This window comes from Gordonibacter massiliensis (ex Traore et al. 2017), from assembly GCF_019731765.1.
In the GTDB taxonomy this organism is placed as follows: domain Bacteria; phylum Actinomycetota; class Coriobacteriia; order Coriobacteriales; family Eggerthellaceae; genus Gordonibacter; species Gordonibacter massiliensis.
Map to the genome: position 1 here is coordinate 20,835 of NZ_JAASIO010000007.1, position 19,713 is coordinate 40,547.

General features: G+C 58.8%; 15 protein-coding genes. 10 read left to right on the plus strand and 5 right to left on the minus strand.

What is annotated here, in order from left to right:
* Window position 1: 1 nt before the first annotated feature.
* From HCH03_RS09050 to wecB, 4 genes are all read left to right on the plus strand, one after another.
* The gene (locus HCH03_RS09050) at window positions 2-1,054 is read left to right on the plus strand and encodes a hypothetical protein (protein WP_221689241.1); all 1,053 of its coding nucleotides are present in this window, start codon (window positions 2-4) and stop codon (window positions 1,052-1,054) included.
* Window positions 1,051-2,346 (plus strand): O-antigen ligase family protein, encoded by a 1,296-nt coding sequence (locus HCH03_RS09055; protein WP_221689242.1) that lies wholly within the window; start codon window positions 1,051-1,053, stop codon window positions 2,344-2,346. The genes HCH03_RS09050 and HCH03_RS09055 overlap by 4 nt, the downstream gene beginning before the upstream one ends.
* Complete coding sequence (locus tag HCH03_RS09060; RefSeq protein WP_221689243.1) at window positions 2,288-3,760, plus strand: oligosaccharide flippase family protein; 1,473 nt, start codon at window positions 2,288-2,290, stop codon at window positions 3,758-3,760. The genes HCH03_RS09055 and HCH03_RS09060 overlap by 59 nt, the downstream gene beginning before the upstream one ends.
* 108 nt (window positions 3,761-3,868) lie before the next feature.
* Complete coding sequence (gene wecB, locus HCH03_RS09065; RefSeq protein WP_221689313.1) at window positions 3,869-4,957, plus strand: non-hydrolyzing UDP-N-acetylglucosamine 2-epimerase; 1,089 nt, start codon at window positions 3,869-3,871, stop codon at window positions 4,955-4,957.
* Between the two features lie 191 nt (window positions 4,958-5,148).
* On the opposite strand, the gene HCH03_RS09070 is transcribed toward wecB, so the two are convergent.
* The 5 genes from HCH03_RS09070 to HCH03_RS09090 form a co-directional block, all read right to left on the minus strand.
* A complete protein-coding gene (locus HCH03_RS09070) occupies window positions 5,149-6,369 on the minus strand; it encodes a Wadjet anti-phage system protein JetD domain-containing protein (protein ID WP_221689244.1) in 1,221 nt (406 codons plus the stop codon).
* Window positions 6,344-9,769, minus strand: a complete 3,426-nt coding sequence (locus HCH03_RS09075) for an ATP-binding protein (RefSeq protein ID WP_221689245.1) — start codon at window positions 9,767-9,769, stop codon at window positions 6,344-6,346. The genes HCH03_RS09070 and HCH03_RS09075 overlap by 26 nt, the downstream gene beginning before the upstream one ends.
* Window positions 9,762-10,460, minus strand: a complete 699-nt coding sequence (locus tag HCH03_RS09080) for a DUF4194 domain-containing protein (RefSeq protein ID WP_221689246.1) — start codon at window positions 10,458-10,460, stop codon at window positions 9,762-9,764. The genes HCH03_RS09075 and HCH03_RS09080 overlap by 8 nt, the downstream gene beginning before the upstream one ends.
* A complete protein-coding gene (locus HCH03_RS09085) occupies window positions 10,453-11,970 on the minus strand; it encodes a DUF3375 family protein (RefSeq protein ID WP_221689247.1) in 1,518 nt (505 codons plus the stop codon). The genes HCH03_RS09080 and HCH03_RS09085 overlap by 8 nt, the downstream gene beginning before the upstream one ends.
* Before the next feature lie 432 nt (window positions 11,971-12,402).
* Window positions 12,403-12,654, minus strand: coding sequence for a helix-turn-helix domain-containing protein (locus HCH03_RS09090; protein WP_185904647.1), 252 nt, complete (start codon window positions 12,652-12,654; stop codon window positions 12,403-12,405).
* A gap of 299 nt (window positions 12,655-12,953) precedes the next feature.
* Here HCH03_RS09090 and accB point away from each other — a divergent pair, with 299 nt between their 5' ends.
* Genes accB through dxs form a run of 6 tightly spaced genes read left to right on the plus strand, consistent with a single transcriptional unit; the run spans window position 12,954 to window position 19,444 of the window.
* Window positions 12,954-14,846: an acetyl-CoA carboxylase biotin carboxyl carrier protein gene (gene accB / locus HCH03_RS09095; protein WP_221689248.1), complete on the plus strand. Its 1,893-nt coding sequence runs from the start codon at window positions 12,954-12,956 to the stop codon at window positions 14,844-14,846.
* Window positions 14,846-16,198, plus strand: coding sequence for an acetyl-CoA carboxylase biotin carboxylase subunit (gene accC, locus HCH03_RS09100; protein WP_185904649.1), 1,353 nt, complete (start codon window positions 14,846-14,848; stop codon window positions 16,196-16,198). The genes accB and accC overlap by 1 nt, the downstream gene beginning before the upstream one ends.
* Complete coding sequence (locus tag HCH03_RS09105) at window positions 16,195-16,542, plus strand: Asp23/Gls24 family envelope stress response protein (RefSeq protein WP_185904650.1); 348 nt, start codon at window positions 16,195-16,197, stop codon at window positions 16,540-16,542. Before accC ends, HCH03_RS09105 begins: the two co-directional genes overlap by 4 nt.
* 21 nt (window positions 16,543-16,563) lie before the next feature.
* Entirely contained in the window at window positions 16,564-17,268 is a 705-nt protein-coding gene (nusB, locus tag HCH03_RS16390; protein WP_246599906.1) for a transcription antitermination factor NusB, read from the plus strand.
* Between the two features lies 1 nt (window position 17,269).
* Window positions 17,270-17,548: an exodeoxyribonuclease VII small subunit gene (locus HCH03_RS16645; RefSeq protein WP_080144620.1), complete on the plus strand. Its 279-nt coding sequence runs from the start codon at window positions 17,270-17,272 to the stop codon at window positions 17,546-17,548.
* 18 nt (window positions 17,549-17,566) lie between these two features.
* On the plus strand, window positions 17,567-19,444 hold the full coding sequence (gene dxs / locus HCH03_RS09120; protein WP_221689249.1) for a 1-deoxy-D-xylulose-5-phosphate synthase: 1,878 nt from the start codon (window positions 17,567-17,569) through the stop codon (window positions 19,442-19,444).
* Window positions 19,445-19,713: the final 269 nt, after the last annotated feature.

A 19,713-nucleotide genomic window follows, 5' to 3' on the forward strand; every position in this document is an offset into this window, starting at 1 on the left:
AGTGGAGCGGCGTTTGGATATTGGGAATGCGTGGATTTTGCATTGCTTGAATTCCGAAGTAACCGATTTTTATCTTGGTACAGTAGGCGAGGCGTTCAAGCAGATTGGGTTTTCTGTTTCAAACATTTCAGCAGAGCAGGGTATCGAGGAGTTAGCGAAACGAGCTGCACATGGCGATTATATCGTCGTGCCCTCTGTTATCTCGTTCGCTTCTTTGCGACGCAAGGGCTTTAAAAATATTGTTCTATGGCTTCAGGGTGTTGTTCCCGAAGAAAGCTATTTAAGGAACCATTGTCGTGCGAGAAAAGCCGTGCTTGAAGCAATCGAGAAGCGAGCTCTCAAGCAGGCGTGCTTTCTGTTGTTTGTGTCAAATGCAATGCAAAAGCATTATGAAAATAAGTACGGCTTAGATTTTTCTGACAAATCGTACGTGATGCCCTGTTGCAACACCATGATGCGGCCTGATCTATTCGGTTCGCAAAAGCGTTATGTTGACCCAGTGTTCGCTTATGTTGGCTCTCTTGCCGCTTGGCAATGCTTCGATGAGACAATGTTCTTTTTTAAACAAATTGAAGAGCGGATTCCTGGAGCGTCGCTTAAGGTGCTGACATTCCAGCAAAGTGAAGCACGTGAAAAGTTAAGTTGTTCTGGTATCAACAATTGGACGTTGGGATGCGTTCCCTCCGAGAAGGTGCCCGATGCCCTTTCAGAGGTAGGCTATGGTTTTTTGCTGAGAAGAGAAAATGTAGTTAACATGGTGTCGACGCCAACGAAGCTTTCATCTTATCTGTCCTGCGGGGTTATTCCGATTTTTAGCAGCTGCGTCAAAGGTTTTTACGAAGCCTCGAAGGCGATGAGGTACGTATGTCCGGTCAGCTCTTTCGAAGATGTTGACAAAGTTGTCGATTTCGTTTCAACTCCGCCTGATCAAAGCGCCCTAAAAGAGGAATACGGCCGATTATTCGATAGTTACTATTCTCGTTCTTTCCACATCAGAAAGCTGGCCGAGATGTTCATGCGTCGATTCAGTAGCTTTTCGCGTGAGTTAGCATGAGTGCAATTAGTGGAGTTTCCGCTGTTTCTCGTAAACCGGCTGGTGCCCGGACGTATGCAAATATGGTTCTTTTCCTTGTTCCTTTTTTTCGACCTTCCATTATCAACGATTGGGCTGCTGCCGAGCCGATCAAACAGCTTTTTTCGCTATGGCTGGCAGCGGCCTGTATATACGCAATCGTGAGATTCGTTTCGAGGAACGGACGCATCGGGCTATTCCTTGCCGGATTAATGGGCTTTCTGGCGCTTGCGGCAATCTCAACATTAATTAACTCTGGTTCTCAATATTTAATGCTTGTTAATACATTGATTTTAATAAGCCCCTGTCTTTTCATTCCCTCATTGCGGAAAGACGAGGTTCTCGCGTTTGTCAGAAGTGCAGCGCTAATCATCGGTTTCATTGTTCTGTGCAATCAGCTTTTAACCATTTTGCTTCCCGATGGCATCTATTACTACAACGGAAGAAGTCGATGGCTCCTCGAAAACGGAAGTCTCCAAAGCAGATGGTGCTTTTTGCTGCTATTTTTCGCGGCTTTTTGGGACATTCTTGCAAAACGACGATTGAGCATATTGACGCTTTTTGCCGCCATTCTTTCTTTTTGGACGGTATGGATGTTGGGGAGCGCTACTTCGATGGTGGCGCTGATCTTGGACGTTGCGATTCTTGCTCTTGGCGGAAAAAGGATTATCGGTAAAATGCTGAATTGTCGTGCTATTAACGTGATTACGGTTTTTTTATTCGTGGGTATCGTCTTGTTGCGCGTGGCTGACTATCTTCCGTATAACGACATTGCGGTTTTTCTGGGGAAAGATCTGACGTATCATTCCGGATCAACATTTACCGGAAGAACGTATATCTGGGATGCGGTTATCGCGAGCATACGGGAATCGCCGCTTATAGGATACGGGTGGCAGGAATACGTGGCAATGGGTATTGCCCATTTTTACGGACAGCAAGACTTTAACAGCGCCCACAACCTTTTACTTCAGATTGTATTTGTAGGCGGCTTTGTCGGTTTCGCGCTTTTTCTTATGGCGTATCTACAGTCAAGTAAATTCGTAGATGCTTTGCGTAGCAAAAGTTTGCGTTGTCTGTTCGTTTCGGCATTTGCGGCCTTTCTTTTAACCTCCCTGTTCGAGCAGGTTCTTACAAGTGCGTTTTTGATCCTGCTTTCTATGGCTGTTTCGCCCGTTTTGCGAGAACTTGATCTCGAAATCTCCACTATAGAGCAAGATGGAACCGTTGGTGAAAACCCCGCAAGTAGTAGTATGGACGCGAGGCATCTTGTTTGAACCGAAAGAGACAGGAACGTTCAAAGGGAACGTCGGCTACGCAATCGCGGCACAGGTAGTTTCTCTTGGCTCCAGTGTTCTTACGTCGCTTGTTGTCCCGAAGATATTAGGTGTTGAAAGTTTCGGGTATTGGCAGCTTTTCGTCATGTATGTGGGATACATGGGCATTTTACTGTTCGGTATTCATGATGGCGTTTTTTTGCGTTTAGGCGGTGAGCGCATCGATCATCTAGATCGTTCGCGAGTGAAGGCCGAATATCTTTTGGTTCTGGTCTTTCAAGTAATAGTTGCGGTGTTTATTACCCTCTTCGCTTTGTTCTCGGGATTGGATAACGATAGAGTTGAAATTTTTGCTCTCGTTTGTCTATGCGCTATGCTCGTCAACCCAGCACAGTTTCTCTTCTATATCTTTAGAGCCGTCAACATTCCTAATCTTTATTCAAGGGCAACTCTCGCCTCGCAGAGCGCATATACTGTTTTTTTGCTTGTAGCGGTTTCTTTTCAACTCGCTGAGTATCGCGCGTATTTGGTCGCCTATATCTGTGCGCAATCGGTGGCTATCGTGATCTGCTACCTTTATGCCCGTCCGATTCTCAAAGTGTCGACGGGCAAGATGGGGCTTGCTATGCGGGACGTTGCTGAGGATGTAAAAGCTGGCATGAAAGTTACACTTGCTTACTATGCTGGGACGCTTGTCGTAGGTATCGGCCGCATGATGATTGATGCTCATTGGGGAATTGAGGCCTTTGGCAAATTCTCCTTCTCTATTTCGCTGGTCAATTTCCTTCTTGCATTTGCCGCTCAGGTGGCAATGGTCGCATTCCCGGTAGTGAAGCGTATGGACGGCGAGAAGAGCAAAGAGGTTTTTTTGGTAATGCGCAGGATTCTTTTTGTGCTGATGCCGCTCGTTTATGTATTGTACTATCCTGCTTGTATTTTGCTCGAAATATGGCTTCCCCAGTATTCCGACAGCTTGAGATATCTCGCCATCATTCTTCCCATCTGCGTGTTCGATTTCAAGATCCAGCTTTTAGTGAACACTTATCTCAAGGCGCTTCGCAAAGAAAATGCCATGCTCTGGATCAACGCTAGTTGCCTTATTTTTTCTGCCGCTCTGACGGCAATAGGGGTGTTTGTAATCGGAAATATTTATTGGGCCGCTGGACTTATGGTTCTTTCGATAGCGATTCGAAGTTGTGTGGCGGAGGCTTATCTCAGCAAGTTCATCGGAGGCTCTTGCATTCGCTATCTTGCAAGTGAAATAGCACTTGCTGTTTTCTTCGTCGCGTCTGCCCTTGCCTTTTCGTCTCCGCTGCCGACATGCGTCGCCGTTCTTGTTTACTACGCCGTTAACGCTAAGCAATTAAAGATTTTCGTCCACGATGTGCGGCGGTTAGTGGGAGGCTGTTCCTAACTCGATCGCCTTGGTTTTATCGTCGTCTTACGGCTGTTACTCGGGGTTTGATTTTGAGTATGCGAGAACTAAAAGAAAGGCTTGCTTGAAGTGTTGAAGAAAAAAATAATGCTTGTGTTCGGCACGCGCCCAGAGGCTATCAAGATGTGCCCATTGGTGAATGAACTTAAAGCACGTTCAGATGACTTTAAAACGGTTGTGTGCGTGACGGGGCAGCATCGCGAGATGTTGAATCAAGTTCTGCATACGTTCGATGTGATACCCGACTACGATTTAGCTATTATGAAACCAAGGCAAACGCTATTTGATGTGACTTGCGGTGTGTTGCTTCACATAAAGGCTGTGATTGAGAGAGAGATGCCTGATGCGGTTCTCGTGCACGGCGATACCACTACCTCATTTGCGGCCGCGCTCGCCTGTTTTTATCTACATGTACCTATCGGGCATGTTGAAGCGGGCCTGCGCACTCACGATATCTATAGTCCTTGGCCAGAAGAGTTCAACCGTCAGGCTGTTGATGCAATATCAAGATGGTATTTTGCGCCTACATCGGTATCGTGCGAAAACCTTCTCGCCGAGGGAAAAGATCCTGAACGAATTTGGGTGACGGGTAATACCGGCATCGATGCTTTGCGGACTACCGTACGAGGCGATTTTTCTCATTCCCAACTCGATTGGGCAAGGGGGAGTCGCCTTATTCTCATCACGGCACATCGCCGTGAGAATTTTGGCGAGCCCATGCATCGTATGTTTCGTGCTATTAGGCGTGTTATGGAGGAGCATGAGGACACTAAGGCGATTTATCCAATTCATATGAACCCTCAGGTACGAGAGGCTGCCCATTCCGAGCTTGATGGGTTTGAAAGGCTGCATATCATCGATCCGCTTGATGTTCTGGCTTTTCACAATTTCATGGCTGCAAGCTATCTCATTCTCACCGATTCTGGCGGCATTCAGGAGGAGGCGCCGAGTCTTGGAAAACCCGTACTTGTCATGCGCGACACCACGGAACGCCCCGAGGGGGTTGCGGCCGGAACTCTCAAGCTTGTGGGAACTGAGGAGGAAGTGATCTACCGTGAATTCTCTCGATTGATCTCGGACGAAAGGGTTTATGCAAAGATGTCCCATGCTAGCAATCCCTATGGTGATGGACACGCAAGTGAGCGTATCGCTTCGGTGCTCGCTAGCGAAGATTAATACTATGCTGTTTGACCGGTATCTTGTTCGTACAAACGAATGGAAGCATGCGATGACTTAACATTCTCCATGTCAAAGATTTGGAGGTTCTATTTTTCAGGCCCACGTCCCGATATACCGTTTCCTTGTCTACCTGAGGTCCGCGGTCGGGCCGCGAGCCGGCGGTGGGGCGCGCGCCGCCGTAATCGCGCCTAGCGGCTCCCCTCCCCCTCGCTTGGATCGTCGAGCTTCGAAGCCATCCTCCCATTCCAAATCGCCATCACCGCTTCTGCCGCCCGCTCCAAGGGGATGCGCTCTTGCTCGATGCGGCGCGGGCGGGTCCATGCGGGATCGACGAGGCGGAGGTAGAGCTCCCTCTCGGCTTCGGTGAGATACTCGAGCTTGGCTGGTTTTTTCGGCTTGATCTCCTCCCCCCGCTTGTTGACGAAGGTGCCGTATCGCTCGTAGCGATGGTACGCGGTCCCATCCATGAAAATGCTTGAGATCTCGAGGCCTTTTGAGCGGTAGCCGTTGAGGATCTCGAGCCCCGCCGCGTCGATGTCGCCCCAATAGACCAGCAAATCAGCCGCCCGAACCCAGTCTTGCGCACCGATGAATTCGATCCCGTTCCAACCTCCTCCCTCGAAGGAAACACCCTCGGGGAGCGGCGGGAACCAAAGCGCGGTGTCCTTGTTCTCCGATATCACGACGATCCGAGGTTGGTAAGCGGGTTGCGACGCATCGCCTTCGGTTATCGAATCTCGCCAGCGTCCTCCTTTTTCCAGGTAGGCGGGGTCGAGGTACGTGAAAGCGGCCGAGCGGGGCCGGTCCTTCAGCTGCAAATCCGGGTTGCCGCAGAGAAGCCGGATCATCGCCAAGTGCCCTTTGGCGTCGAGCCATTTGGCGTGGAATCCATCGAGAGGTACTTGCCGGGCCGTGAGCTCGCCGGCGTCGTTGCGTGCGAACCAGGAAGTTGCGCGGCAAAGCAGCTCGAAATCCACCTCGTCGCATTCTTTGTCGGCAAGTTGCCTGATCACTGCGCTGCAGGTTTCCCTGTCGATGGGGAAGAGGTCGAGCAAGGCGGCGGCGCGGCGGCGCCCTGCCCAATACTTGCGTTGCCTCTCGCCTCCAACAACACGCGCGAGCGCTTCGAAGTCGTCGATGACGATGTGCGTCGGTAGGGTTTGCACCGTGCCGCTTACGCGCCGTTTGGTCGATTCGATAGCGCATTGCCTGTCGCGCGCCCAATCTGCCAATTCCGAAATGCGAAGGTTCGCTTTTCCGAAATCGGCTTCAAGCTCGCCCTTGGTGGGCGAGCCAAGGGCGATTCGGTGCGGCCAGTCTCTTTTGTGCAGCCCGCAGGCTTCTGCATGCCAGTCGGAATCGAAAATCCTGACGAGCCTTTTTTCAATTTCTCGGGGCGATTTCAACATCTTCTTCTCCGATATGCCGCCCGGGGGCGATGTACGAGCGCTCCTGGGCGTCTTTCGTGATGGTTATATAGCGGTCCATGTGCGGCGCGAAAGAGCCCACTTTGCCATCGGGGGTGGCGACGATCAGCTGGAAACCGAATCCGCGCCAAGCCCGAACGGCCCGTTCGGTGAAATCCTCGTCCGCCTTGACGAATCCTTCGTCCAATATGACGGGCGCGAAGCCCGGTCGTCTCATGGTCTCGTTTCCCAAGCGGAAGAGCAGGGCCGACCCGAGAATGAAGGCGACCAGCTCCTGAACCTCGCCTCCGCTTTTCTCTCCGAGCTTGGTGTACACGCTATCGTCTTTTCCGGTTGCCTCTGGCCACGTCGCGCGCGCCGAGAGCGTTACCTGCCGTCGGCGATCGAGCAGCGCGTCGCGTTCGCCCGTGCCGTCGCCGCCCTTGCGCAACCGCCTCATGAAGGACCTTATCTCCTCATGGTGGCGGTCGATGTCGTCGATGTTGGGCGTTGTTGCCAGCGAGGCGTGCTTTTGCAGCTCTTTTCTGAACCGCATCGCCTTGTCGCTGCCTTTCTGGCGTATGGCTATTTGAAGCCGTCCCTTCGCGGTGCCGAAGGGGTATTTTCTCAAGATCTCGTTGATCGGTTCGAGGCGGTCTTCTATCTCGCGGATGGCGGCTTCGTAAGCATCTGACACGGGGACGAGGTCTTCGGCCACCCATTGGCGCATATTCTCGAGCCAGATGTCCTTTCGATCGAAGAGACCTTGGCTCCGCACCTCCTCGAGGATCTCGAGGTAATCGTCGTAGGAGTCTATTGCCTCGCCCAGGTCGTTGTCCGGCCAGATCGCCCGATAGGCGTGGAACGCCTTTTCGAGGGAGCTTCGTGCCGAGAGCGCGCTTCCCTCGGAGGCCTTGCGTTGCTTTTCGAGGCTCGCCATCATGCGTCTGACGAACTCGTCGAATTTGTCCAAGATGGTGCGGTCGCTATCATATCCGGCGGCGATGTCGCGTCGGGTCTCTTCCAGTAGCGAGGCTTGCGCATCGCTGACCATGGTCCGGGTGGATGTTGGAACGCGCCGCTTCTCTTCGGCGAGGGCATCGCGCCGCGCAATCCTTTTCTCCGCGTCTTTTAGGAGGCGGTCGTGGCGATCTGAGGCGATGGCGCGCTTCCCGACGAGTCCCTTGAGTCCCTCTTTGAGCTCTTCATGCTTATCTTCCAGCGTTTTCAGGAGGTCGTTGGAGGCGAGAATGCGCTCTCGTTCCCGCTTCAGGTCTTCGATCGCTGCTTGGCAGCTGGCTTGGTCGATTTCCTCAAAGGCGTGCTCCATGATGTGATCATAGGCGCCCTTCAACTTTTCGAGCTCTTTAACTTCCCCCTCGATGCGCTTTGCCTCGCTATCGATTTGCGCTTGTTCGGTTGCCAAGGTGATCAGCTCGTCTCGAATTCTGTCGAGCTTGCCCTGATTGCTGAAGCCTATGACGTTCTCGTCGTTTCTATTGCGTCCGTGAGCGCCGCGGTTCCTTCGGCGCGTCTGCCCGTTGATGGTGACGCGCAGGCCGTCTCCTTTGAGGTCCTCGGCTCTTTCCACGCAGATCGCATCTATTTGCGGATCGGTCAAGCGCTTTCTAACCCATGGGGTGAAGCGCGAGGTCTCGTCGAATTGCAGTTTGCTCGCTACGCTGTTGGGTGTTGCGGGCGGCGGAGGGCCTTCGATGATCTTCGCCGCTTGGAAATTGATCCGCGCCCTCAAATGCAGCTTGTCGATGAGCCTGCTCACCCGCTCGAACTCCCCTTTTTCGATCAGCATCGTGCGGGCGAGGCTATGAAGCGTCGTTTCGGCCGCAAGCCGCCAACGCTCTTCTTCCGGTTCGAGGTCTATGAGCTCGCCGACGAAGGGGAGGTCGTCGAGGTTCAGGTCGGTGATGTCGGCGATCTGCTCCCGGGCCTCGTTCAAGCGAGGCGGGATGTTCCCTTTGTGGCTTCTGTAATAGGCGCCCTTCTGCTTGAGGTCCTCGATTTCGTGCGAGAGCTGGCGGCAGCGGTAAACCGAGTCGTCGCGCTGAAGATTGAGGGACGCTTTCTCGCTTTCGAACGACGCGGTGAACCGAGCCGCGGCCTCTTCGAGTTCCCGGTATTCCGCCGCACTCGAGGGAACGTGGCCGACGGAAGCTGTTTTCGCGCGGAAGATCGCACGGTTTTCGCCTCGGCGCACCGCGTCGGCTTGCGCTTTGTCGAGCTTCTCGGCGATGGTGTCGAGCGCGCCCTTGCCGTTTCGGTAGAGCGCTTGGCGGGTCTCCTCGATTTCGTCTTCGAGCCCGCAGATCTCCGCATCGAGGGCCTCCACAGCCTCCTCGAGCTCGCGTTTCTCGATGGCCTCCCTTTCGATCTCGCGTTGAATCAAGCCGAGTTCGCATTTGGTTTTCCAAAGATGGAAGGGGCTGTCGCTCGCGGAGGGATGCCCTATTGACGATACAAGGCCCTGCGCCTCCAGAGCCTCGTCGTAGCGCTTCTTATCCGCGGGGATCGACGCGACGATCGCCATCTTCCTTTGGGCGGCTTCGATCTCGTCGAACGTTTTCTCGATATCGTCAAAATGCTCGACCGCCCGCTGGGCCGCTTCGAAGGTTCGGGGCTCGTCGAGCACCAACTCTTTGAATAGGGCGTCAACGGTGGTTATCTGGTAGCCGGCTTGAATGCGCGCCAGGAGCTCGACGGCCTTGGCACCATCGCCGTGCTCTCCTATGTTGAGCGAGGAGTACAGGCTTTGTCTGAAGGAGCCCACTGTGTCGTGGATTCGGATGCCGTCATATACGCTCTTGATGCTGCGCTTGTCGAAGGGCTCGTGCGCTATCGCCTCGAATTTTCGCGGATCGATCGCAAAGTTCGCGGTGAGCGAATGCGTTTTGTAGTCGCTGTCGCCCATGCAGCCGCTTTTTATGTAATAGAGCTTGGCCGCCGAAAAGCGCTCGCCCTCGTCATTGATAAAGATAGTCACCACCGCGCTCCATCGGGCACAGTGGTTGTCGCGCAGCAGCTGATTGCGCTCTTCGCCGAGCTTGCTGTCGTACACAAGATCGGTCTTGCCTTGTAAGTAGGTGAGAACGGTGCGCTCTTGGTCCCCGCGCGCCTTACCCTGCCCCACGCTGTTCGACGCCGAGTTGAAGCGCGTGCCGTTGGGCATGATGATGTCTTGGTACGAGTCGAGCAAGGTACTCTTGCCCGATCCCGACTTGCCGGTTATCATGGTCGCCCCGGCGCTCGCTTCGCCGATCAACTCAAAGTCGGCGCGGTGGTACCCATCGAAGCCGCCCCAGTTCACGAGCTGTAAAGACTCGAGTTGCCATTGGGTTGGATGGGCGGCGGCCGGAGAAGATGCTCCGTTGGGTGTTCCCTCACTCATCTTGAGCCTCCCCGTCGGTTGCTCGAGGGCTTTCAGGGGCTTCGGCCTCGAACTTCTCTTTCAATTCTTTTACCCGCTCAAGAGGGAAGAGGGAGGCGACGACGGGCGAGATGCGGTATCGTCCGCTTTGGCCGGCAACCTTGATCAGGTATCCCTGCTTCGAGGTCATCTCGTCGATGGCTTTCGCCACTCGGTCTTTGGCGGCAACATGGTCGACGGCGTCTTTGTTGAAGAGGGGGTCGAGGTAATTCTCAAGGTCCTCGCGGTCCACGAAAACGTTGGTTTCCCCGCTGGCGAATTGCTGATGATAGTAGATACGCAGATAGATAATGAGAAGCGTTTCCTCGCGTTTGAGGCTCGCAGATTGCTTCAATGCATTGGGAAAAGGGTTCGCCGACCCTGAGGGAGCTTGCTGCGCGTAGGCTACATCGTAGCGCTTGTCCACCGTCAAGGTGAGGAACAGGTTGTTGAGAGAGCTTCTGATCACGTCCTCGTGTTCGAGGATGTCGTTCCAGATCTCCGCGTCGGTCACCTCGCTCACGTATCTTTTTCGCACCAAGGTGGTCACGGCTCGTCTTTGCTCGTAATCGAGCGTCCCCGTATCGCCCTCGAAAAGCCCTTCGAGAAAAGGTTTGTGCTCCGGTGCTTCGGACGCGGCGGTTTGATCGTTTGCGGTGAGGACATTATCCATGGAGCTCCCTCCAAGCTTGAAAAGCGCTCTTCAAATGGTCGTCGAGGACGATCCTCGGTGCTGTCCAAGTGCTCCCGCGGCCATCGAGTGCGACGGTTCGATACACGGCTTTCTCTCCCGTCTCAACGTTTATGCCAAGGTCGGTGGCTAGCTGCATGAGTCCGCAGATCTCCACTTCGCGACGGAGCTCCGAATCGAGCTCGTTGAAAAGTTCGGTCACGTTCGCCTCTCCTGTTGTCGGTAGGGAATCGGCGATGGCCTTGGCAACGGCCCTTGTCTTGGGTCCTCCCTTTCGTATGAGCTCGTGCAGGTTGGCCGTCTCCCCGGTATCGTTCTCAACAAGGGGAGGGGGAGGACGATGGCCTTCCGGGTCGTAAAGCGCCCTCGTGACGCTTTCCGTTTCAGCTTTGCCGATTTCGAGCGAGAAAGGGCTTCGCTGTCCGCGCTTGTAGGCGCGAGCCCATTCCCATGCGAGCTTTTCGAGCGAGCGCAGTTCGCGTGCCAATTCTCGATCTTTGACGATATCGTGCTGCGTGAGGGAGCTTCTGATGGTGTGGGATGATTTTCGTCGCTGCTTGAGCACGCTCTCCACGCCCGATCTCACGGGATTCCAAGCGCGACGAATTTCGAGCTTCTCCTCCGGCGACAGGTCTTCGAGGGCCGGGGCGTTGGCTATTATTTTCAGATTGTCGGAAAGGGCACCGTTCAACTCAACGCTGCTCAACGCCTCCAAAGCGCCGCTATAAACGCGTCCGCTTTCTGTGGCCTCGAAGATATTCTTGCTCTGTTCGAGGTAGTCGCCGACGATCTCCCCAGGAGGTCGCTCGTCATCGCGAAAGTCTTCAAGCAGCCGGTTCCCTTGATCTATAAGAAGTTCCTCGATGCGTCGCATGTCGCTTGGCACTTGTCGAAGCAGATCCATGACGTTGGCGACGCTTGCCCGCACAGTTGTCGCGGAGGCTTCTCCCGCTCCGCCGTTCTCGATATATTCGTCCAGCTCCTTCTGGGCTCGAGCGAGCTGGGCCTTGCGTTGCGCAAGGCCCTCTTCATAATCGGGGTTGACCATGAGGGCGGTCGACTCGATGGCCTTGATGATCATCTCGACGCGCGGGCTGCTCAGCAAAGCCTCGGTGCTGCCGAGTCTTTCCACGACCTCCATAGCCTCGATGGCGTCCGAGGTGAGGCGATATTCGGTCTCCCCGGTCTCAAGGGGATGCAACGCGAGCCAGCGGTTCTTCCTCATCCATTGTTGAACGCAAAGGTCTCTTCCGTTTAGGGGCCGTTCTGCGTCTCCCTGCCGGGGTAGTTCGACGCCGGCTTGATCGAGCTCTTCGAGATACGATTCGATGCGGGCGTGGAGCAGCTCGGCGCGAATACCTTTTGATCGATCGGGAAAGGCGGTAATGAGCAGGGCGAGGTATGCTTGCGACCACTGACTTCGCAGAAGCTGCAACGTCGACTTCTCGAAGGAGATGCCAAGTTGGTCGTACGTGCTTAACAGCTCGCTCATGGGGGACCCTTTCGCGAGGGGCGCCGGCGGCACCTGGCGCATTTAAGAATGATGATCAAGGTCATTATAGCTGATAATATTTCTTCCGCCCGGCATCGTCGCATCTGAACAAGGTTGTTCTTTGGCTTAAATGGAGGATCCATTTGTTTTCGTATTCTTCATTTTTTGTTCGTTCTTCGCTAACTGTAAAAGCGTCTCATTTTGGCAAGAGCTCGGACCTACGTCCGAGGGAGGATAAGGGGGACGGATTTTCTAATACATAATATTGAAGAATTAAATTATAGTTATATATAAAAATATATTATGAATACCATATCAATGGGGTTTCAAATCAAAAGCTGAAGTGGTCTGCTTCGTGTTCCTCGGTTCTTTCCAGGGCCGGAAAGCGTCGGATCTAAGGGGCGTGGAGTATATCCGTTTTGCAGTAAACTCCTACAGCCTCGCATGCTTATCGCTCAGCACCCTCAGTCCGCCGCCGGGGGTTATCAGCGCCTCCACAGGGCACTCGAATGCTTGGGCGAATTTGGCCAGCTTCGAGAAGTTGGCGTCGATGAGGCCGTCCTCGATGTCGGTCACGTGGCTGCGGCTGTGGCCCACCATGCCGGCGAGCTTCGTCTTCGTGAGGTTCCCGCCTTCGCGCAGAACCCGCACGTTCTCGCCGAACGTGCGCGCAAGCTCTTGCACCAGGGGTTCCTTGGCTCGCATCTTGATCTGTCGCGTCTTTTCGGGCATGCTCAAAGCGTAACCTGACAGATACGCATTGCCGTATTCGACAAAATACGTTTAACCGACTCCGGCACCCACTCGCTGCGCTTCGCAAGCGCCCAACCCCTCCCCGCGGGCGCGGTGCCTCGCAGCCTCCTACCCCGCGATTCTGTTGCTTGCCGGTGAATTTCCCGCCCAAACTCCCCCTTGTGCCACCCTTCATCTATAATCGGATATTCGATCTTTGACTAACTGCAAATCGAAGGGGGTGTGAGTTCATGCCGAGACTTCAAATCATGGATACCACGATCCGCGACGGCCAGCAGAGCCTGTGGGCCACGCGCATGCAGATCGGGGACATGCTGCCGATCCTGCCGAAAATGGACCGGGTCGGGTACTGGGCCATCGAGGCGTGGGGCGGCGCGACGTTCGACACGTGCCTGCGCTTCCTCGACGAGAACCCGTGGGAGCGTCTGCGATCTATCAAGGCGAACACGCCGAACACGCCGCTCGCCATGCTGTCCCGCGGCCAGAACCTGGTGGGGTACAAGCATTACTCGAGCGAGATCTGCAACCGCTTCATAAAGGCGGCCAAGCGCAACGGCGTGCACGTGTTCCGCGTGTTCGACGCCCTCAACGATATCCGCAACGTGGTGGACAACGCCGAGGCCATCAAGGAATGCGGCGGCCACTTCGAAGGCGCCATCTCCTACACCATGTCGCCGGTGCACACGCTCGACAGCTACCTGGACTACGGCCAGAAGATGAAGGACCTGGGCGCCGACTCCATCGCCATCAAGGACATGGCCGGCATGCTCACCCCGTACCGCACGGAGCGCATGGTCAAGGCGTTCAACGCCGAGATCGGCCTGCCGCTGCACATCCACTGCCACTACGTGGGCGGCATGGCCCCCGCCAACATCATCAAGGCCGCCGAGGCCGGCGCCGCCATCGCCGACACGGCCCATGCGCCGCTCGCGTTCGGCAACTCGCACCCGGCCGTCGAGATGATCGTGGCCGCCCTCCAGGAGAGCCGCTACGACACGGGTCTCGACCTGGACCTGCTGTTCGAGATCGCCGAGTATTGGGAAGAGGTGCGCAAGCGCGGCCACTACAAGCGCGGCGTGTCCTCCCTCACGCACATGAAGGTGTACTCGCACCAGGTGCCCGGCGGCATGATGTCGAACCTGGTGTCCCAGCTGGAGATCCAGAACGCGGGCGATCGCCTGGGCGAGGTCATGCAGGAGATCCCCAAGGTGCGCGCCGAGGTGGGCTATCCGCCGCTCGTCACGCCCATGTCCCAGATCGTGGGCACGCAGGCCGTGTTCAACGTGCTCACCGGCAAGCGCTGGAGCGTCGTGTCCAAGGAGATGAAGGACTACATCTGCGGCTACTACGGCAAGGCGCCGGGCCGCATGGACAAGGACATCGTGGCGAAGGTCGTGGGCAACTCCGAGATGCTGCCGCCCGACGTGGCGCCCGGCTCGCTCGTCACCACCACGTACTCGCAGGTGGAAGACGAGATCGGCGACCTCGCGAAAAGCGAGGAGGACGTGCTCATGTACGCCCTCTTCCCGAACGAGGCCCGCACCTACCTGAGCAAGCACCGCACATCCGAGAAGGTCGACTTCCTCATGGAGCAGGAGTCGAGCCATACCAAGGAGGACGATTACGTGGACATCAATCAGATTCGCGAGCTGGTTCGCGTTGCCGAGGAGAGCGGCGTCGGCGAGATCGTAGTCGAGGAAGAGGGCACGCGCATCGCCGTGCGCATGCCGGGCACGCTGTCCTCCGACGCCGTGGCCGCCGCCGCTGCCGCCGCGCCGGTGGCCGCCGTCGCTCCGGCTCCTGTGGCCGAAGCGCCCGCCGATGCCGGCGACGGCGTGGAGCGTCCCTCGAACTGGTACGCCGTCACGGCCCCCATGGTGGGCACGTTCTACGAGGCGCCCGCTCCCGGCGAGCCGCCGTTCGTGAAGGTGGGCGACGAGGTCGCCGCCAACCAGACGCTCTGCATCGTCGAGGCCATGAAGCTTATGAACGAGATCACGGCCGAGGAGATGGGCACGGTGCGCGAGGTGTGCCTCGAGGATGCCTCGCCCGTGGAGTTCGGCACGCCCCTGTTCTACATCGAGCCGCACGGCGCCCCGGCTCCCGCCCCGGAGACGGCGTAATGTTTAGCAAGATACTGGTGGCCAACCGCGGCGAGGTGGCGCTGCGCATCATGCGCGCCTGCCGCGAGCTGGGCGTGAAGACGGTCGCGGTGTACTCGACGGAGGACGCCGACACCTATCCCGTGCAGTACGCCGACGAGGCCGTGTGCATCGGCCCCGCCCAGGCGAACAAGAGCTACCTGGTCATACCCAGCATCATCTCCGCCGCGAAGAACGCCGGTGCCGAGGCCATCCACCCCGGCTACGGCTTCTTGGCCGAGAACGCCGACTTCGCCCGCGCCTGCGTGGACAACGACCTGGTGTTCATCGGCCCCTCCGCCGATTGCATCGAGCGCATGGGCGACAAGAGCATGGCGCGCGAGACCATGAAGGGCTGCGGCGTGCCCACCGTTCCCGGCTCCGACGGCTGCATCGACACGGCGGCCGAGGCCAAGGCGTTCGCCGATTCCGTGGGCTACCCCGTGCTCATCAAGGCCACGGCGGGCGGCGGCGGCAAGGGCATGCGCGAGGTGCACGACCCGGCCGACCTCGAGGCCCAGTACCAAGCGGCCCGCACCGAGGCGGGCGCCGCGTTCGGCAACGACGGCGTGTACCTGGAGAAGCTCGTGCTGCGCCCGCGCCACGTGGAGATACAGGTGCTGGCCGACGACTTCGGCAACAACCTGGCGCTCTGCGAGCGCGACTGCTCCGTGCAGCGCCGTCATCAGAAGCTCATCGAGGAGGCGCCCTCGCCGGCGCTCACCGAGGACCTGCGCCGCGCCATGGGCGTGGCGGCCATCAAGGCCGTACGCGCCGTGAACTACAAGAACGCCGGCACCATCGAGTTCTTGCTCGACACGGACGGCAACTTCTACTTCATGGAGATGAACACGCGCGTGCAGGTGGAGCATCCGGTCACGGAGCAGATCACCGGCACCGACATCATCAAGGAGCAGCTGCGCATCGCCTCCGGCGAGCCCATCAGCTGCGCCTCCCGCGCCCCGTTCGCCCCGTTCGGCCACGCCATCGAGTTCCGTATCAACGCGGAGGACCCGGCGCACGGCTTCCGCCCGTGCCCCGGCACCATCACGAGGTTCGAGCCTCCGGCGGGCCCCGGCGTGCGCGTGGAGAGCTACGTGCGCACCGGCTCGCGCATCTCGCCGTACTACGACTCGCTCGTGGCGAAGCTCGTGGTGTACGGCCAGGATCGCGAAGAGGCGCTCCAGCGCGGGCGCCGCGCCCTCGACGAGTTCGTCATCGAAGGCATCGAAACCACCATCTCGTTCCATCGCCGCGTGCTGGACAATGCGGTGTTCTGCGCGGGCGACGCGACGACCGACTTCATCGAAACCCAGATGGGAGACGTGTTATGAACGAACTGAATCTTGACGGCATGGCGCTTGCGCCGGGCGTCGTCGAGACTATCGTGTCCATTGCCACCAACGAGGTCGAAGGCGTGGCCTCGGTCGGCTCGGCGGCTGCGGGGGGCTTGCGCTCCGTGTTCGGCTCCAAGCCGTCCACGCAGGGCATCGACATCGCCGTGGACGAGGACGACAAGCTGGCCATCTCGGTGCGCGTCGACGTGTACTACGGCTACGTGCTGCCCGACCTGGCCGCGAACGTGCGCCAGGCCGTGGCCGACGCGGTCGCCAGCCAAGTGGGCGCGCAGGTGTCCTCGGTGGACGTGTACATCGACGGCATCCAGTTCGCCGGTTAGCCGGAGGTTTGCTGAACTTCTATGGCTGCTAAACGACATGAACGAACGCGTGCGCGCCGATCGGCGCTCGCGCTGCTCTACACGAGCGAGATAACCGACGAGGGTGCCACCAAAATCGCCGAAGAAGGCCGCTACCTGGCCGAAGACGGCCCGTTGCCCGAATACGCCGAGGCGCTGGTTCGCGGCATCGAGGCGCATCGCGCCGCCATCGACAAGCATCTGGCGGCCACGTCGGAGAACTGGGCGCTCGCCCGCATGCCCATCGTGGACCGCTCCATCCTGCGCCTGGCAGCCTACGAGATGATGTACGTGGCCGACGTGCCCACGTCCGTCACCATCAACGAGGCCGTGGAACTGGCGAAGGACTTCGGCGGCGAGGACGAGTCGCCGCGCTTCGTGAACGGCGTGCTGGGCCGCATCGCGAAGATACTGGAGGCCGAGGCGGCCGGCGGGGAAGGGATGCCCGGCGTCTCCGTTCCGGGCGGCAAGGCCGCTTCCGCCGAAGCGATCGAAGGTTCCGCTGCTCCTGCCGGGGCGCCCGCCGACGCAACCCTCCCCGAAACGCCCGAAGCGGCCGCTGCGCCCGCCGAAGCGCCCGAGGCTCACAGCGCGGCCGTGCCTGCCGCGTCGGAAACAGAAGCCGTCCCGGCACCCGGCGAGCCGGCATCCGCGGCCGCCCCGACGCCTGCCGAGCCCTTGGCGGCCGGAACGCCGAAGGAGGCGTGACGTGGCGCACGAATCGTACGTGACGTTCGATCAGGTGAAAACCCGCCTCGACGAGATCGTCGACGCGGTGGGATCGGAGGAGATGCCCCTCGACGAGGCGCTCTCCCTGTACGAAGAAGCCGTGGGCCTGGGCCTGCGTGCCAGCGAGCTGCTCGAGGAGGACATCGAGGCCCGCAACGAGTTGGACGACGTGCAGGACGGCGGGGCCGAGGCTGAGGCCGCGACCTCGGCCGAGGGTGCCGTTTCGGACGCGGGAGCGCCCGAAACCGCCACGGCGTAGCGAAACGGGGGCGTGACCATGGACCATCGCATTCTCGATATGATTTCGTCGCCGGCCGACCTCAAGCTGCTCAGCAACGACGAGCTTTCCATCCTCGCTCGCGAGATCCGCGAGGAGATCGTGACCGTGACGTCGGAGACGGGCGGGCACGTGGCCTCGTCGCTGGGTGCCGTGGAGATCATCCTTTCCGTGCACAGCATGATCGATTGCCCCACCGACCGGTTCGTGTTCGACGTGGGCCACCAGGCGTACGCGCACAAGCTCGTGACGGGAAGGCTCGACGAGTTCAAAACGCTGCGCACGTACGGTGGCCTGTCCGGCTTCCCGAAGTCCGACGAAAGTCCCTGCGACGTGCATCCTTCGGGCCACGCGTCCGACTCGCTGTCGGTGGCGTTGGGCCTGGCGAAGGCGCGCGACCTCTCCGGCGGCACCAACAAGGTCGTGGCCCTCATCGGCGACGCGGCGCTTTCGGGCGGCATGGCGTTCGAGGCGCTCAACCATATCGGCCAGGCGCAGACGCCCATGGTGATTATCCTCAACGACAACGAGATGTCCATATCGCGCAACGTGGGCGCGCTCATGAAGCACCTCGGCAACATGCGCGCCTCCACCCAGTACCGCCAAACGCGCGACTCCGTGCAGGAGAAGCTGGAGAGCAGCGGCGCCCTCGGCACCGCGCTCGCGAACTTCGGCCGCAACATGAAAGAGTCGATGAAGCAGTTCGTGCTCCCGCGCACCATGATATTCGAGCAGTTGGGCATCCTGTGCACGGCTCCCATCGACGGCCACGACATCGGCGCGCTCAAGGAGACGCTGGGTTTGGTGCTGGCCGCCGACGCTCCCGTGCTCATGCACGTGGTGACGAAGAAGGGCGCCGGCTACGAGCCCGCCGTTCGCAACCCCGAGAAGTTCCACGGCATCGCGCCGTACGATATCGCCACGGGCGAGGTGAGGAAGAAGCCTGCCGCCGCCCCGTCTTACACAAGCGTGTTCGGCAAGGCGCTCGCCGAGGAGGCGCGTGCCGACGACCGCATCGTGGCCATCACGGCCGCCATGAAGGACGGCACGGGGCTTGCCGGTTTCGCCGAGGAGTTCCCGAATCGCTTCGTGGACGCGGGCATTGCCGAAGAGCACGCGGTGGGCTTGGCCTCGGGCCTGGCGGTGGGCGGCAAGAAGCCCGTCGTAGCCATCTACTCCACGTTCCTGCAGCGCGCCATCGACCAGCTCATCATCAACAACGCACTGCCGAACCTCGACGTGGTGTTCGCCATCGATCGCGCCGGCGTCGTGGGCGAGGACGGTCCCACGCACCACGGCATATTCGATCTGGCCTACACGCGCATGGTGCCGAACATGCGCGTGCTCGCGCCCTCGAACGAGGCGGAGCTCGTGCATGCGCTGCACACGGCGCTCGCGCTGGGAGGGCCGTTCGCCATCCGCTACCCGCGCGGGGCGGCCGAGGGCGTGCCCCTGCCCGAGAAGCCGGAGGTGCTGGAGGTGGGGCGTGCGCGGACCGTGCGCGAAGGCGACGACGTTGCCATCCTCGCGTTCGGGCGCATGGTGAGCCGCGCGCTGGGAGCTGCGGAGCTGCTGGCCGAGCGCGGCATAGAGGCGCGCGTCGTGGACATGCGCTGGGCGAAGCCGCTCGACGCCGACGCCGTCGCCCGCGCCGCGCGAACGAGGCTCGTCGTCACCGTGGAGGGCGGCGTGGTGTCCGGAGGTGCGGGGGAGGGCGTGCTCGGCGAGCTCGCTCGCCAGGGCCTCGCGGTGCCCGCGCTCACGCTGGGCGTTCCCGACGTGTTCGTGCCCCAGGGCAAGGCGGACCTGCTGCTGCGCGACCTCGGGCTCGACCCGCAGGGCATCGCTGCCTCGGTCGAAGCGCGCTTGGGGAAATAGCCCGAACGTCGGTTCGGGCGTCTGCTTGCGCTTGCTTGTCCGGGTTGCGCCCGGCAATCCACGTACCCGATTCGTAGGGGCGCTCTCCAGAGCGCCCGTTCGCGCAAAGCGCGAAAACGCGGCCCTCGGCTGCTTTTCCGGCTTCGCCGGAACGGGCGCTCTGGAGAGAGCCCCTTCGGGAACGCCCTTGCATGCAAGGCCCGATTTGCCCGCCTGCGCGCACCATGCTGTCAGCGACTTTACCTAAACTTGATCTTCCCGTTGCGTGG

What these genes read in the sequence shown, in the direction of transcription:
- HCH03_RS09060 (WP_221689243.1), top strand. Translation starts at nt 2,288, where the DNA reads ATGGAACCGTTGGTGAAAACCCCGCAAGTAGTAGTATGGACGCGAGGC.
- dxs (WP_221689249.1), top strand. Translation starts at nt 17,567, where the DNA reads ATGGACCATCGCATTCTCGATATGATTTCGTCGCCGGCCGACCTCAAG.
- wecB (WP_221689313.1), top strand. Translation starts at nt 3,869, where the DNA reads ATGCTTGTGTTCGGCACGCGCCCAGAGGCTATCAAGATGTGCCCATTG.
- accC (WP_185904649.1), top strand. Translation starts at nt 14,846, where the DNA reads ATGTTTAGCAAGATACTGGTGGCCAACCGCGGCGAGGTGGCGCTGCGC.
- HCH03_RS09075 (WP_221689245.1), bottom strand. Translation starts at nt 9,769, where the DNA reads ATGAGTGAGGGAACACCCAACGGAGCATCTTCTCCGGCCGCCGCCCAT.
- accB (WP_221689248.1), top strand. Translation starts at nt 12,954, where the DNA reads ATGCCGAGACTTCAAATCATGGATACCACGATCCGCGACGGCCAGCAG.
- HCH03_RS09085 (WP_221689247.1), bottom strand. Translation starts at nt 11,970, where the DNA reads ATGAGCGAGCTGTTAAGCACGTACGACCAACTTGGCATCTCCTTCGAG.
- HCH03_RS09080 (WP_221689246.1), bottom strand. Translation starts at nt 10,460, where the DNA reads ATGGATAATGTCCTCACCGCAAACGATCAAACCGCCGCGTCCGAAGCA.
- HCH03_RS09055 (WP_221689242.1), top strand. Translation starts at nt 1,051, where the DNA reads ATGAGTGCAATTAGTGGAGTTTCCGCTGTTTCTCGTAAACCGGCTGGT.
- HCH03_RS09105 (WP_185904650.1), top strand. Translation starts at nt 16,195, where the DNA reads ATGAACGAACTGAATCTTGACGGCATGGCGCTTGCGCCGGGCGTCGTC.
- nusB (WP_246599906.1), top strand. Translation starts at nt 16,564, where the DNA reads ATGGCTGCTAAACGACATGAACGAACGCGTGCGCGCCGATCGGCGCTC.
- HCH03_RS09070 (WP_221689244.1), bottom strand. Translation starts at nt 6,369, where the DNA reads ATGTTGAAATCGCCCCGAGAAATTGAAAAAAGGCTCGTCAGGATTTTC.